Here is a 12,353-nt window from a genome sequence, read left to right as displayed (position 1 = left end):
GCCGCAAGTGAACGCGCGGTCATGTATGACAGACGCGTGGACGACAACGGACGCCCGCTGTGGGGGCGCCCGGCGGCCTGGGCCGCCGTGGCGCTGCTGCTGTCGGGCGCCGTCGGCGGCGCGTGGGCGTCCGGGCTGTTCTCGGCGCCCGCCTGCTCCGGCGCGCCGCTGCGGATCACCGTCGCGGCGCAGCCGGAGATCGCGCCCGCGCTGAGCGACGTGGCGTCCCGCTTCAACGTGGAGACGCATCGGGTGGGCGGGCGCTGCGTCCGCGCCCGCGTCACCCCGGTCGCGCCCGCCTCCTACGAGGGACGCGTGGACGCGTGGGTGCCGGAGTCGTCGCTGTGGCTGGCGATCGTCCGGGAGGGCGGCGACACGTCCGTCCCGTCGACGGCGCCGTCGGTGGCGTCGACGCCGGTCGTCCTCGCCACGACCCGTCCGGTGGAGGGCGAGTTCGAGGACGCGGGCGTCGACATCAGCTGGAAACTGCTCCTCAAAGGCAAAGCGGACGGGCTGGCCCTCACGCGGATCGCCGCCGACCCGGGCGCGGGCATGACCGGGACGATCGCCATGCTCGCGATCGGGCAGATCGACAAGGACGCGGACGTCGCCGGCGCCCTCCGCGAGAACGGCGGCCAGGCCGCGACCCTGGCCGGGCTCACCGACGCCGAGCGGTTCGGCCGTCCCCTCGCCGTCAGCACAGAGCAGGCGGTGGTCGCCTACAACGGCACCCACCGCCCGAACCCCGTCGTCAGCCTCATGCCGGACGAGGGCACGCTGATGCTCGACCACCCCTTCGCCGTGACCGCGAAGGACCCGCGCCGGCGGGACGCGGCGGAAGCGTTCCAGGCCGCGCTCGGCGCTCGCTCGGCCCGCGACACCCTCCAGCGGGCGGGCTTCCGGACGCCCGACGGCTCCCTCGCCGCCCCGTACGCACGCGAGTACGACCTCCCGGAGAAGGCGCCGGAGTCGCTCCGCCTCCCGACCCGCGAGGAGATCGACGAGGCGCTCGCGTCCTGGAAGGCGTGATCAGGGAGCGCCGCATCAGGGAGCGCCGCGGAGGCAGCTCGGGCGCCGCTCTGCCACCGGGACGCCCACGTCCTTCTGCAGTTGGGCGAGCTGCTGCGAGACGGCGGACGGCGTGTAGCCGAGCGCGTCCGCCACGGCCCCGAGCGTCCCGCGCAGCTTGAGCTCCCGCAGCACCCGGAGCCGGCCGAGATCCAACATAGTGAAGCGATTCTTACACGATCCCTCCAGAAAAGGTCGCTGGACCTGAACGTTGGACGGAGTCAAACTAGAGGTGCGACGGAAAGAGGCGGACACCCCGGCTCCACCGATCGCCCCGCGCGGGAACGCCCCCAGCGATCCCAAAGGAGCAGGACCATGCTGTACGTGCTCGCCCTCATCATCGCCCTCGCCGTCCTCGGCCCCCTGTTCGGCGCCGACAGCCGCGACGGACTCGACTGGACCCCGAACAACTTCTGGCTCCGCCGCCGCTCGGCCCCGGACCCGGTCAAAACGACCGATAGTCCCGGACGGCCAAACGGGGGCCGCGCCTCGGCGGGCGCCTCCCGGACGATTCCAGCAGCCGGGTGACCCGGTACCGATGGCCGGCGTAGGGCTCCAGCAGTTCGAGCATCCCGGCGTCGTCGACCTTGCGGCCCGCCAGCGCCCAGCCGACCAGGCCGGGCAGGTTGTAGTCGCCGACGGAGACGGCGTCGGGATCGCCGACCGCCCGCTGCCGGACCTCGGCCGCCGTCCAGACCCCGACACCGGGCAGCGACCGGAGCCGCGCCTCCCCGGCGTCCTCCTCCAGCCGCTTCGCGACCCGCGCGGCCCCGATGATCGTCCGGGCCCGGACGGCCTCCAGCCCGGACCGGTGCCACTCCCACGAGGGAATCCGGACCCACACCTCGGGCGGCGGCGGGACCCGCATGTGCGGGGCCCCCGGCGCCGGCTCCCCGAACCGGCGCAGCAGGTGGCCCCACCCGCGCCAGGCCTCCTGCGCGAGCACCTTCTGCTCCATGACGGCCGGCACGAGCGCCTCGAAGACCCGCCGCGACCGCCCGATGCGCAGCCCCTCACGCCGACGCGCCTGCTCCCGGACCACGTCATGCCGCGCGACGAACCCGTCCGGCGCGTCATCGACCCCGAGTAGCTCCGGCACCCCGTCGAGCAGCCACTCGGCACCGGGCCCCCACCCCGTCGCCTCGACGACGTTCCCGGCCCACCGGAGCCGCAGCGTCCCCGGCCCGTCCGGCGTGTGGGACGCGCGCCAGACCGACCCGTCCCGCTCGACGCGAAACGCCGGGTCATGAGGCCCGCGCTGGTGCGGCGAAAGCGTCCCGTGCAGATCGAGCGGCCAAGGCGGCCGCCACTCCCGAACCCGGCCGGGGAGACGTCCAGCGGTCTTCTCCCCGGCCGAACGGGGGGCAGGGGTACCGGACGGCACGAGAGCCACCGACCACCCACCATCCCCTCGACCGTCCGCACTTCGGCGCTGCCGCGCCCCAGTGTGCCACCACCGGGCAAACTGGACCCATGAGCGTCAAGGACGCCCTCGCCATAGCGCTCGGCCTCGTGCTCAGCCTGCCGTTCCCCTCCGTCCTGTTCATCCGCGTCAACGCCCGACGCCTTGAGAGACGACGGCGGGCGGCCCGAGCGGCGGCCCACGACGCCCTGGCCAACGCGCTCACCCACTACCGCCGCGCGGAACTGCACTACATCCGCCGGCGCCTCGGATCGCCCGGCACCTCAGCCGCACGCGACGCGCACGCAGCGTCCTTCCGCGAGCGCTCTGCGGTTCAGCACGCACTCTTCCTGCTGCGGACGGCGTCCACCGACCCGCGCATCGTGGCACTGGCGGAGCGGGCATTCGAGCTCACCGGCCTGATCCACGACGCGAGCACGCTAGAAGAAGCCACCCGGGACGCCGCCAGGGCAGACCAGGCGGTCCGCGACTTCGTCACCGCGACCGGCGCCACCGTCCACCCCACGACGGCACGGACCGAGCTGCGTGATCCTTAGGTGCGCGCGAGGTACGGCGTTTGATCGGGTTGCCTCAAAGGTCGTATCCGCCCCGCTTGATCTTCGACACAAAGGCCGCCCACGCGTCCCGCCCCAGGGCCAAGACCCCGCCTTCGGGGTCCTTGGAGTCCCGAACCAAGTGCTGCGCGTCGCGGACGCAGGTCTCGACGCAACCGTTCGCACCCTCACTGTGGCTGCTCTTACGAAAGTCAGTGCGGTGAAGACGGGGACTGGACAATTTGTCCCTCCATGTGCTCATTGTCGCGCTAGCCGTTCGAGCATAGCCACCGACTCCTCGGGGCTCAGCGCCATGGCCGCCATCTGCTCGAATGCCAGCGAGTACGTGTGCACTTCCTTCTCGTCCTCGATGTAGAGAGCGCTCGTCATGTTCTCGACGTACACCACGTTCGGGGTGAACCGTTGAGGGAATCCCAGCACAGCGAAGCTGCCCACGACTCCGGGGTGCCCACCGGCGGCTACGGGCATGATCTGAAACATCACGTTCGGCTGCTCGGTCAACTCGATCATGCGTCTGTACTGGGCACGCATCACCTCCCGACCGCCTATGACCCGCCTGAGCGCGGTCTCGTCCAAGATTGACCAGAGTCGCGCGGGATCTTCCCGCTCCACCCACGCCTGCTGTCGCGCCATGCGGGCCGCGACGCGACGCTCGACTTCTGTGGCCGGCGAGAAGCGCATCAAGATCGACTTAGCCACGTGATGGGTGTAGTCCTCGGTCTGCATCAGGCCGTGCACGAGTCCCATCGTGTAGGAGTTGAGCCACTCGGCTTCAGCCTCCAGCCCCATGTAGGTGGCATAGTCCGCAGGCAGGCTGTTCTCGTAGACGTCCCACCAGCCGCGCTGCCTGGCTGTACGAGCGAAGCGGGCGAGCCCGTCCAAGCGGGGTCCACTCACCCCGTAGAGGGCCAGCATCTGCTGGACCTCGGCCACGGTGACCCTGCGGATCGCGTTCTCGATCCTGGAGAGCTTGGTCTTGCTCCACCCGAGCCGCTCAGCGGCCTCTTCCAGGTTCAGCGTCGTCGTGGACTCCCTGAGCCTCCGCAATTCACTGGCGAGACGGCGCTCACGAACACTGGGTGGCCTGGTTGTCATGTGACCGAGCATGCCCGCTGAGTAGTCACGCCTCAAGCCGTTCAAAGGAAGCTCACCGAAAGGATCTTTAGTTCCTTCTTTAAAACAGTTGCGGACACGATCCCAAGCTCGCATCATGTGATCCGAGTCACGAAACAGAGAGTGATACATATGTCGCTTTCTGTATGAATTCGGCGATGGCATGGAGGAGGTAGGTCTCGTGGAGGTCAAGGGGGCGTGGGGGCTGGTGGCCGGGGGGCTGTGCGCGTGGCGGCTGCCCGGGGACGAGAGCGGGCCGGCGATGGCACGGCGCCTCGTCCGGCAGACGATGTCCGAGCTCCGGCTCGACCCGGACGTGATCGAGGACGGCAAGCTCGCCGTGTCCGAGACCGCGACCAACGCACTACGGCACGCCGGGTGCGCGCGGGGCGACCGGCCGCCCACCCAGCCGGAACTGTGGATCTGGGCGCGGACGGTCCCATCTCCCCAGCTCATCGTCTCCGTCTTCGACGGCGCGCGAACGACCACACCGCACACCTCCGGGGCCGGGCTGCTAGACGAGCACGGCAAGGGCCTCGAACTCGTCCGCCAAGTCACCGCCGCCTGGGGCAGCACCCCAACCCGCTCCCGCGTCGACCCCGCGTCCGTCCCCGGCAAGACCGTCTGGTTCGCGCTGCCGCTCCCCGACGACTGGCCCGGCCTGCACTACCGCGTCCACCCCGGAACCGCCGCGCACCACCTGCTCCTCAACCTCACCCGGCGCGGCTTCAAGGGAACGAGCGGCACCATCGACGACGGCCTGTCCGTCCTCGTCCTCCCCAACCTCAACGTCTGGGTCCACCGCCGAACCTTCTGCTGGTGGTCCACACCGCACCGCTACCTCCGACGCCCCCTCATCGACCTCCAAGAAACCACCGAACTCCTCATCCACCACCTCGACACCACCCTGGTCCCGGCCACCTCCTCACCGCGATGAGCCCGCTCGATCTACCTCGGTGGCGCCTGACCATGCCGCCCCTGCGACCTACACCTCTGGGATCTTGGGATGCGGTTAGTCGCGATGATGGGGGTGTACGTGGACGTCCGGTCGAGCACGCACGTGATCGAACTGGGGCCCGACGTGGTGGTCAAGCGCTACCGCTCGCGGCGCAACGACGAGCCGCGTCGCGAGTGGCGGGCCCTGACCCTTCTGCACGAACACGCCCCAGATGTCGCGCCGGTACCGATCAGCGCCGACCTGGACGTCGAGCCGCATATCTCCACAACCGAGCGCTACCTCCACACCCTCCCCACCGCCGACGAAACCGCCCTGGAAGCCCTAGCCAAGATCCGCGCCAACCAGGGCAGTCAGGACGCAGCCTCAGGCCTCGAAGCCCAACTCACCGAAGCCCAAGCAAAGATCACCCAACTACAGGCCGTCCTCGCCGACCAGTTGGTCGCTCAGCACGTCGAGACAAGGCCGAACCTGCGCTCTGTGCAACTTCGCGCTGCCCCGGCCGCGGTTCCTCCACCTGCCGATTCCACATCCAGGTGGTATCGAAGTACCATGGGGTACCAAGGTACTTGGAGGTGATCGTGTGGCTGTCACCAAGCCCACGGCGGGACGGGTGAGCGCGCCGCTCAAGGTGGACCGGGACACAGATGAGCTGATCACTGATGGTGCCCACTTCCTCGGGATGACCAAGAAGGATCTGGTGGGTGAGGCTGTCAGGGTCTACCTGGCGTCCCGCCGCGAGGAGATGCGTCAGGCCATGCTCGACAAACTCCGCAAGCTTGACGGGTCGGCCGCCTCCAGCGTCTCCCTCTTGACCGACATCCCAGCCGAGGACATCGAGCGACTCGGCGGGATCAGCGAGGACACCTGATCGATGGAACCGACTCGGCCGACGCTGCGGGCGCTCCTGGACGACCTCGGCCTTCCGCTGCCTCCGCTTGATCAGCCTTTAGACGAGATCGACCACCCCCTGCTGGCCAAGGCCCGCGCCCAGTTCGCGACGGACGAGGTCGGCCACGAACGGATCCGCGCGATAGATGACGAGGTGGTCTTCAAGGTCAAGGTCCGGCGGTGGCGCGGCGCCGTCTGGCCCGATACGAACATTCCCTGGCTAATCGCCGCCGGTATACGCGAGGACGGCTCCGGCGACGACTTCTACCGGGTTCTCATGCGCGAATCCCAAGCGGCTCGTGCACGCTACAACGCGGAGAACGCCAAACCGCTCGGCGGCAGAACCTATATCGGTCATCTGCTGCCGACCGGCGACGACCACAAGCGCCACCAGCTGGAAGCAGGCACCCGCCTAGTCCGCCGATTGATCAAGGTGATCCGCGAGCTGGCGCGTGGGTCTCTGCACGACGGTCACGAGCACGCTGCCGATCTGCCCGGCTTCCGGCTGGGCATCGTTGTCCGTGCTGACGACGGAAACGAGACCTACGTCGCCGTGAAGATCACCGGCTCCGTCCCCGGCGATCTGGTCGCTGTGATCCTGCGGCACGTTCCCGGCTGCGACCCCGAACTCTGGGACACCGCAGTCAGACTTCCAGAGCGAAGTCTCTTCGGCCCCGAACAAGCCTGGTTCAACGTCATGGAACCAAAGGCTGCCGCCCAACTCCTGGAAGAGGGCGTCTGACCCAACCGGGCTCTTCACGAATGAACCACACCGGGTTAAGTGGAGATACTGGGTTGTGGCTGTGAGCTGCTGGTTTGGGCGTTGCCGGTAGTGGTCCGGTGGGGTGTGGCCGATCTCCGCGCAGGCGACGGTGTTGTACCGCCCCACCCACTCGGCATTGGCCAACTCAACCTCGTTGTTGTCAGGAGCGGCGCGGCTTGATCAGCTCAGTCCCATGCAGCCCGAGCGTGATCCATCGGCGCGTTGCCCAGCACATGACCGAGGGGCCGATCGGACGATCGGTGCGGTTGCGCGGCCACAGCGCCATCTCCCTCGCATCCAACACCAGCCTGGTCTCTGTTGGTGGCCCCGCGGCCTAGCCGGACGATGACGCGAAGTACGGCCACATCCTCGGAAGTGACCCGCCTCTCTGCCCCGAGGGTGAAGCAGAGAGGCGGGGCGCCAGCGTGTGGCTCCGGCAGCCCGCACTGGAGGCCGTGCTCGAACACCCGACGCGGCCCGTTTTCGGCACCGGGGACGGGAACCTGGCGAACCTCCTCTGGGACGGCAGCGAAGTCCGCCTCGTGGACTTCGAGTACTCCGGCCGCAGTGACCGTCCCTACGAGCTGGCCGAACTGGCCGAGCACATTTCGGTGCGGACGGCGGACGGGCCCGGCATGGAGCGCGTCCTGGAACGCTTCGACCTGGACGCGGCGGAGGCCGACAAACTGAAGAGCTGCCGCCGCCTGCTCGCCGCGTTCTGGATGCTGAGGATCATGGGCGGCGACCGGGGCGATCCGCAGACCCGCGCAAAGGCCCTGACGAGCCAAGCGTCCCGCCTACTGGCCTTGCTCGACCGTCGAGCCCCGTGACGCCGATCCCCGACGGGGCGGTGGGTGTCAGGGGGCGGTCGTCCAGTGGTGGAGGGTGTCGTGGTCGTGGGTGAGCCAGGTTCCGTCCCGGAGGGGGACGGCCGGGCCCGGGTCGGCGGCGTGGGCCTGATCGGGATATTCGATCAGGGCGGGTGAACGTCCGGGGGTCACCAGCCAGTGGCTCGACTCGCGCCAGCGCTCCGGGCCGAAGACCTCGACGTCGATCTCGTCGTATGTGTCCTCCAGCGCGAGCAGCAGGGCGCCGTCGCGCAGGACGCCGCCGGTGGAGCCGGACAGGTACGGCCGGATGTGCATGTCCGAAGACGGGAGGTCGGTGCAGGTGACCGCGGTGACCGGGTCCGCCCCGTCGGGGCCGTGCCACCGGACGTCGGTGGTCTCGCCGTCGTCGCTGCGCCCGACGGTGACGAAACCCGAGCCCGGGTCGGCGTCCAGCAGTGTGCGGTTCATGGCGGGCGAGAGGACGCCGTCGCGCCCGACGCCGAACGTCATCGCGACCGCACCCGGGCGGACGCCCAGGGCCACCGGCCGTCCGCCCGCGTCCAACGCGAGCCCCACGAAAAGGTGGCGGCCATCGACCGGCACTGCCAGCCGGTCGACGACCTCACCCGCGACGGTCAGCAGGTGCAGGCAGACTCCTCGATCGGCGTTGACGGCCAGCCACAGTCGCGGTTCGGCGCCGGGTGGCTGCACCCACTGCGCGTAGAGCACGGGGACGCCCTCCGAGCCGGCCGCGGGCCGGCTCCACAGCAGCGTCCCGTCCGGGGTGACGATCCGGTAGGAGTGTTCGTCCACCAGGACGGCGTGCGACAGGTCCGGTGCCACCGGGCCCGTCCCGACGATCGGCCGCCCGCGCACGTCCCCGGGGAACACCGCAGCGGGCTCCGCGAGAGGACCGCCGCGCCTCAGTTCGTGCACCACGAGCCCGTCACCGGTCCGGACGATCAGACGCGGCACGGGCCCCGCCCGATCGATCACCGCCGACCCGCGTTCGAGCAGCGCCGCGTCACCCGTCCGGTACAGCGCGATCTGCCGTGGTCGGATTTTCACACCGGCACCACCCCCGAGGACGTCTCGTCCGCACCACCGTGCCACACCCCCCGTCTCACCACTTGATTCCGGCCGCTACCGGCAGATGGTCGCTGCCGGTGGCGGGCAGGACGCGCGAGTTCACCGGTTCCACGCCTCTGACGAGGATCTGGTCGATGCGAGCCACCGGGAATCTCGCGGGCCAGGTGAAGCCGAAGCCGTCTCCGGCCCCGTCCTGGGCCGAGCGCATCCGCGAGGTGAGGCCGGCGAACGCGCGGTCGTCCATGGTGCCGTTCAGGTCGCCGAGCAGCACCACCCGCCCGTTCCGCTCTGCGGCGACGGCCTCGCCGAGCGCTTTCGCGTTCCGGTCACGGTGGACCGTCCAGAAGCCCGCCCTCAGATTCACGCGTGCGGACCCCAGGTGGGCCACGTACACCGCCAGCGGCCCGTGTTCCGTGGCCACCGTGGCGCGCAGCGCACGGGCATGGCTCATCCTGGCGTCGGCCGGCCTGGCCGCCGCCAGCGGCCCGTAGTCGGTCTGGATGTCGACCGGGCGGACGTCCGACAGCGGAAACCTGCTCCACAGCCCGACCGTCCCCAGCACCGCGTGGTACGCGTACGTCCTCGCCAGCTCCCTCTCGTACGTGCCCCGTGCCCGTTCGGTCAGCTCCTCCAGTGCCAGCACGTCCGCGCCGGACGCGGCCAGGTCGCGGGCGGTGCGAGCGGGGTCGGGGTTGTCGGCGCCGACGTTGTGGCTGGCCACGGTGACATCGCCGCCCGGACGGGACTTGTCGCTGAGCAGCCCGCCGAACAGGTGCAGCCACACCACGACCGGCACCAGCAGCGCGGCCACGGCGGACGCGGAACGGCGCCACAGCGCCCCGGCCAGCAGTGCCGGGACGGCCAGGCCGAACCAGGGCAGGAAGGTCTCCACCAGGCTGCCGACGTTGCCGACCCGGTTCGGGATCTCCGCGTGCAGCAGCATGAACAGGCCGAGCAGCGGCGCCAGCGCCGCGAGGACCGGGCCGCGCCGCCAGGGCCCCGGCCGCGCGGCGAGACGCAGCGCCCGGCGGACGGCCGCGCGGCGGGCCCCGGCGCCGGCCCGTCCGGTCTCCGACGTCTCTCGCCGCAGCATCGTCTGTCCTTGTTCTCCACCGGTCACTGCCGCATCCTCGGGTCCTGGGTCGGGTCGGCGTACATGCGCGGGCAGCCACGGTCGATCGCCTTGGCCCGCAGTTCGTAGTGCCAGGGCTCGTTCTCGTAGATCTGGCACAGCCCGTACTCGGCGCCGTGCCCGGACAGCCACGACGCCGCGTCGGTGCGCCCGATGTCGACCGCGTCCCCCGACACGTGGGAGGACGTCGCCGGGGTGGCCACCCATCGCGCGGCCTCCTTCTCGGACCCGTACTTGGCGACCGCGTCGCGCAGAAGCCGCTTCTGGTACTCCGGGGAGCGCCAGCCGCTGTTGACGTAGAACGTGACGCCGTCGTCCGCCGCGTCCCTCGCGGCGCGGCGGAGGGTCCGGAGCAGGTCCGGATCGAGGTTGGCGACGGCCGGGAACCGGTCGTTGAAGACCGTCACGCCGTCGGAGACGAGCCCGTCGGCCTTCCCGACCGGGCCACGGCGCTTACGGCGAGGTGCGTTCGAGGGCGGAACCGCGCTGAAGGACGAGGCGGGCGCCGACAACGAAGGCCCCAGGGGCGGCGAGGACGACGAGGAGGTGAGCGGCCGATGGGCCAGGGCCGCCACGGCCGCCGCCAGGACGGCCGTCACGCAGACGATGACGAGCCAGCGGACCCGGTGCGTCGGTGGTGCGGTTCGAGGCATACCGCCTAGTCAAGGCAGCGGGATGTTGCCGGCGCGTATGCGGTTTTAGATACGCCGACGATATGCGGCGGCTCGTAACTTAGGGTGCATGCGCGTGCTGATCGTCGAGGACGAGCCCTATATGGCGGAGGCCATCCGCGACGGCCTCCGCCTGGAGGCGATCGCCGCCGACATCGCGGGGGACGGCGACACCGCCCTGGAAATGCTGAGCGTCAACGCCTACGACATCGCGATCCTCGACCGCGACGTCCCCGGGCCGTCCGGTGACGAGATCGCCCGGCGCATCGGTCGCCTCCGGCAGCGGCATGCCGATCATCATGCTCACCGCGGCCGACCGTCTCGACGACAAGGCGTCCGGGTTCGAACTCGGCGCCGACGACTACCTGACGAAGCCCTTCGAACTGCAGGAACTCGCGCTCAGGCTCAGGGCGCTCGACCGCAGGCGCGCCCACAGCAGGCCCCCCGTGCGGGAGATCGCGGGCCTGCGGCTGGACCCGTTCCGCAGAGAGGTCTACCGGGACGGCCGCTACGTCGCGCTGACCAGGAAGCAGTTCGCCGTCCTCGAAGTCCTCGTCGCGGCGGAAGGCGGCGTCGTCAGCGCGGAGGAACTCCTGGAACGGGCGTGGGACGAGAACGCCGACCCGTTCACCAACGCCGTCCGCATCACCGTCTCGGCGCTGCGCAAGCGTCTCGGCGAACCCTGGATCATCGCGACCGTGCCCGGCGCCGGGTACCGCATCGACACGCCGCCCGACGGCGGGCCTGAAGGAGCCGCGCATGGATAGGGAGCCCGGGACGAGCGTCCGCCTCAAATTCACCCTCAGTTACGCCGGGTTCCTCATGCTCGCCGGTGCGTTGATCCTCATCGCCGTGGGGCTCTACTTCCTGCGCGGCCTGCCCAACGGTGCGATCTACAGCACCGGTGAGATCTTCATCAACCGCCGCCTCATCCTGCGTTCGTTCGTCCCGATCGCGGTCATCGTGCTGGCGTTCCTGCTGGTGTTCGGCCTCCTGGGCGGATGGATCCTCGCCGACCGCATGCTCGCCCCCCTGTCCCGGATCACCGACGCCACGCGCCTGGCCTCGACCGGGTCGCTCTCCCAGCGGATCCGGCTGCCGGGCCGCATGGACGAGTTCCGCGAGCTCGCCGACGCCTTCGACATGATGCTCGCCCGGCTCGAAGCGCACGTCGCCGAACAACAGAGGCTCGCGGCCGAACAGCAGAGGTTCGCGGCCAACGCCTCGCACGAGCTGCGCACCCCGCTCGCGATCTCGAAGACGCTCCTGGAGGTCGCCCGCGCCGATCCGGCGCAGGACGCCGGCGAGATCATCGAACGCCTCCACACCGTCAACACCCGGGCGATCGACCTCACCGAGGCGCTGCTCCTGCTCAGCCGCGCCAGCCGGCGGTCCTTCACCCGGGAGAGCGTCGACCTCTCCCTCGTCGCGGAGGAAGCCACGGAGACGCTCCTCCCCCTGGCGGAGAAGCACGGCGTCACCATCGAGTCCTCCGGTGACATCACCCCCGCTCTCGGGTCGCACGCGCTGCTCCTGCAGCTGACGACGAACCTCGTGCACAACGCGATCGTCCACAATCTGCCCGAAGAGGGCACCGTGTGGGTGAAGACGAGCGTCCACCCCGGGACGGCGGTGCTGACCGTCGAGAACACCGGCGGGAAGATCACCCCGGAGCTGGCCGCGACACTCACCGAACCGTTCCAGCGCGGCACCGAGCGCATGCACTCCGACCAGGCGGGCATCGGCCTCGGCCTGGCGATCGTCAAGACCATCGCCCACGCCCACGACGGAACACTCACCCTCACCCCACGCCCCGAAGGCGGTCTCCACATCACCGCAGAACTCCCCGCCCCCGGCGGGTAAG

At 70.2% G+C, this 12,353-nt stretch carries 14 protein-coding genes and 2 pseudogenes; 9 read left to right on the top strand and 7 right to left on the bottom strand.

The window, feature by feature from the left end; genetic code table 11:
* The first annotated feature begins 36 nt into the window (after positions 1-36).
* Positions 37-1,029 carry a substrate-binding domain-containing protein gene (locus SM611_RS12395; protein ID WP_371949639.1) on the top strand — a complete coding sequence of 331 codons (993 nt, stop codon included), beginning with the start codon at positions 37-39 and terminating at the stop codon, positions 1,027-1,029.
* 21 nt (positions 1,030-1,050) lie between these two features.
* Here SM611_RS12395 and SM611_RS12390 read toward each other — a convergent pair.
* Together SM611_RS12390 and SM611_RS12385 are read right to left on the bottom strand one after the other, a co-directional pair.
* A pseudogene (locus tag SM611_RS12390) lies at positions 1,051-1,227 on the bottom strand (helix-turn-helix domain-containing protein); the annotation flags it as partial.
* Between the two features lie 286 nt (positions 1,228-1,513).
* The gene (locus SM611_RS12385; protein WP_371949638.1) at positions 1,514-2,461 is read right to left on the bottom strand and encodes a DNA-3-methyladenine glycosylase family protein; all 948 of its coding nucleotides are present in this window, start codon (positions 2,459-2,461) and stop codon (positions 1,514-1,516) included.
* Between the two features lie 80 nt (positions 2,462-2,541).
* Between SM611_RS12385 and kilB the strand changes: the two genes are divergently transcribed.
* A complete protein-coding gene (kilB, locus tag SM611_RS12380) occupies positions 2,542-3,027 on the top strand; it encodes a plasmid transfer protein KilB (protein WP_371949637.1) in 486 nt (161 codons plus the stop codon).
* Between the two features lie 34 nt (positions 3,028-3,061).
* On the opposite strand, the gene SM611_RS12375 is transcribed toward kilB, so the two are convergent.
* Together SM611_RS12375 and SM611_RS12370 are read right to left on the bottom strand one after the other, a co-directional pair.
* Positions 3,062-3,286 (bottom strand): DUF397 domain-containing protein, encoded by a 225-nt coding sequence (locus tag SM611_RS12375; protein ID WP_371949636.1) that lies wholly within the window; start codon positions 3,284-3,286, stop codon positions 3,062-3,064.
* Positions 3,283-4,140: a helix-turn-helix domain-containing protein gene (locus tag SM611_RS12370; protein ID WP_371949635.1), complete on the bottom strand. Its 858-nt coding sequence runs from the start codon at positions 4,138-4,140 to the stop codon at positions 3,283-3,285. The genes SM611_RS12375 and SM611_RS12370 overlap by 4 nt, the downstream gene beginning before the upstream one ends.
* A gap of 181 nt (positions 4,141-4,321) precedes the next feature.
* On the opposite strand from SM611_RS12370, the gene SM611_RS12365 reads away from it, so the two are divergent.
* The 5 genes from SM611_RS12365 to SM611_RS12345 all read left to right on the top strand — a co-directional run bounded on the left by SM611_RS12365 (position 4,322) and on the right by SM611_RS12345 (position 7,597).
* Positions 4,322-5,095 (top strand): ATP-binding protein, encoded by a 774-nt coding sequence (locus SM611_RS12365; RefSeq protein WP_371949634.1) that lies wholly within the window; start codon positions 4,322-4,324, stop codon positions 5,093-5,095.
* Positions 5,096-5,164: 69 nt separating this feature from the next.
* Entirely contained in the window at positions 5,165-5,692 is a 528-nt protein-coding gene (locus SM611_RS12360; RefSeq protein WP_371949633.1) for a hypothetical protein, read from the top strand.
* A 4-nt stretch (positions 5,693-5,696) separates the two neighbouring features.
* Positions 5,697-5,984, top strand: a complete 288-nt coding sequence (locus SM611_RS12355; protein ID WP_371949632.1) for a hypothetical protein — start codon at positions 5,697-5,699, stop codon at positions 5,982-5,984.
* Positions 5,985-5,987: 3 nt separating this feature from the next.
* On the top strand, positions 5,988-6,746 hold the full coding sequence (locus SM611_RS12350) for a hypothetical protein (protein ID WP_371949631.1): 759 nt from the start codon (positions 5,988-5,990) through the stop codon (positions 6,744-6,746).
* Positions 6,747-7,192: 446 nt separating this feature from the next.
* Positions 7,193-7,597: a phosphotransferase family protein gene (locus tag SM611_RS12345; protein WP_371949630.1), complete on the top strand. Its 405-nt coding sequence runs from the start codon at positions 7,193-7,195 to the stop codon at positions 7,595-7,597.
* A gap of 27 nt (positions 7,598-7,624) precedes the next feature.
* Here the strand turns inward: SM611_RS12345 and SM611_RS12340 are convergent, their stop codons facing one another.
* The 3 genes from SM611_RS12340 to SM611_RS12330 are packed head-to-tail and all read right to left on the bottom strand — an operon-like array spanning position 7,625 to position 10,471.
* A complete protein-coding gene (locus SM611_RS12340) occupies positions 7,625-8,665 on the bottom strand; it encodes a hypothetical protein (protein WP_371949629.1) in 1,041 nt (346 codons plus the stop codon).
* 55 nt (positions 8,666-8,720) lie between these two features.
* On the bottom strand, positions 8,721-9,779 hold the full coding sequence (locus SM611_RS12335; RefSeq protein WP_371949628.1) for an endonuclease/exonuclease/phosphatase family protein: 1,059 nt from the start codon (positions 9,777-9,779) through the stop codon (positions 8,721-8,723).
* 23 nt (positions 9,780-9,802) lie between these two features.
* Positions 9,803-10,471, bottom strand: coding sequence for a M15 family metallopeptidase (locus SM611_RS12330; RefSeq protein ID WP_371949627.1), 669 nt, complete (start codon positions 10,469-10,471; stop codon positions 9,803-9,805).
* A gap of 88 nt (positions 10,472-10,559) precedes the next feature.
* Here SM611_RS12330 and SM611_RS12325 point away from each other — a divergent pair.
* Positions 10,560-11,256, top strand: a pseudogene (locus SM611_RS12325) (response regulator transcription factor).
* A complete protein-coding gene (locus SM611_RS12320) occupies positions 11,249-12,352 on the top strand; it encodes a sensor histidine kinase (protein WP_371949626.1) in 1,104 nt (367 codons plus the stop codon). Before SM611_RS12325 ends, SM611_RS12320 begins: the two are co-directional and overlap by 8 nt.
* Position 12,353: the final 1 nt, after the last annotated feature.

Source organism: Actinomadura monticuli (assembly GCF_041463655.1).
GTDB lineage: Bacteria > Actinomycetota > Actinomycetes > Streptosporangiales > Streptosporangiaceae > Spirillospora > Spirillospora monticuli.
Note: the sequence above shows the minus strand (reverse complement) of the source record. Positions and strands in the feature narration are given on the sequence as shown.

Excerpts from the sequence above, each read along its gene's own strand:
- kilB (WP_371949637.1), top strand. The coding sequence starts at position 2,542 with ATGAGCGTCAAGGACGCCCTCGCCATAGCGCTCGGCCTCGTGCTCAGC.
- SM611_RS12375 (WP_371949636.1), bottom strand. The coding sequence starts at position 3,286 with ATGAGCACATGGAGGGACAAATTGTCCAGTCCCCGTCTTCACCGCACT.
- SM611_RS12370 (WP_371949635.1), bottom strand. The coding sequence starts at position 4,140 with ATGACAACCAGGCCACCCAGTGTTCGTGAGCGCCGTCTCGCCAGTGAA.
- SM611_RS12365 (WP_371949634.1), top strand. The coding sequence starts at position 4,322 with ATGGAGGAGGTAGGTCTCGTGGAGGTCAAGGGGGCGTGGGGGCTGGTG.
- SM611_RS12360 (WP_371949633.1), top strand. The coding sequence starts at position 5,165 with ATGCGGTTAGTCGCGATGATGGGGGTGTACGTGGACGTCCGGTCGAGC.
- SM611_RS12350 (WP_371949631.1), top strand. The coding sequence starts at position 5,988 with ATGGAACCGACTCGGCCGACGCTGCGGGCGCTCCTGGACGACCTCGGC.
- SM611_RS12335 (WP_371949628.1), bottom strand. The coding sequence starts at position 9,779 with ATGCTGCGGCGAGAGACGTCGGAGACCGGACGGGCCGGCGCCGGGGCC.
- SM611_RS12330 (WP_371949627.1), bottom strand. The coding sequence starts at position 10,471 with ATGCCTCGAACCGCACCACCGACGCACCGGGTCCGCTGGCTCGTCATC.
- SM611_RS12320 (WP_371949626.1), top strand. The coding sequence starts at position 11,249 with ATGGATAGGGAGCCCGGGACGAGCGTCCGCCTCAAATTCACCCTCAGT.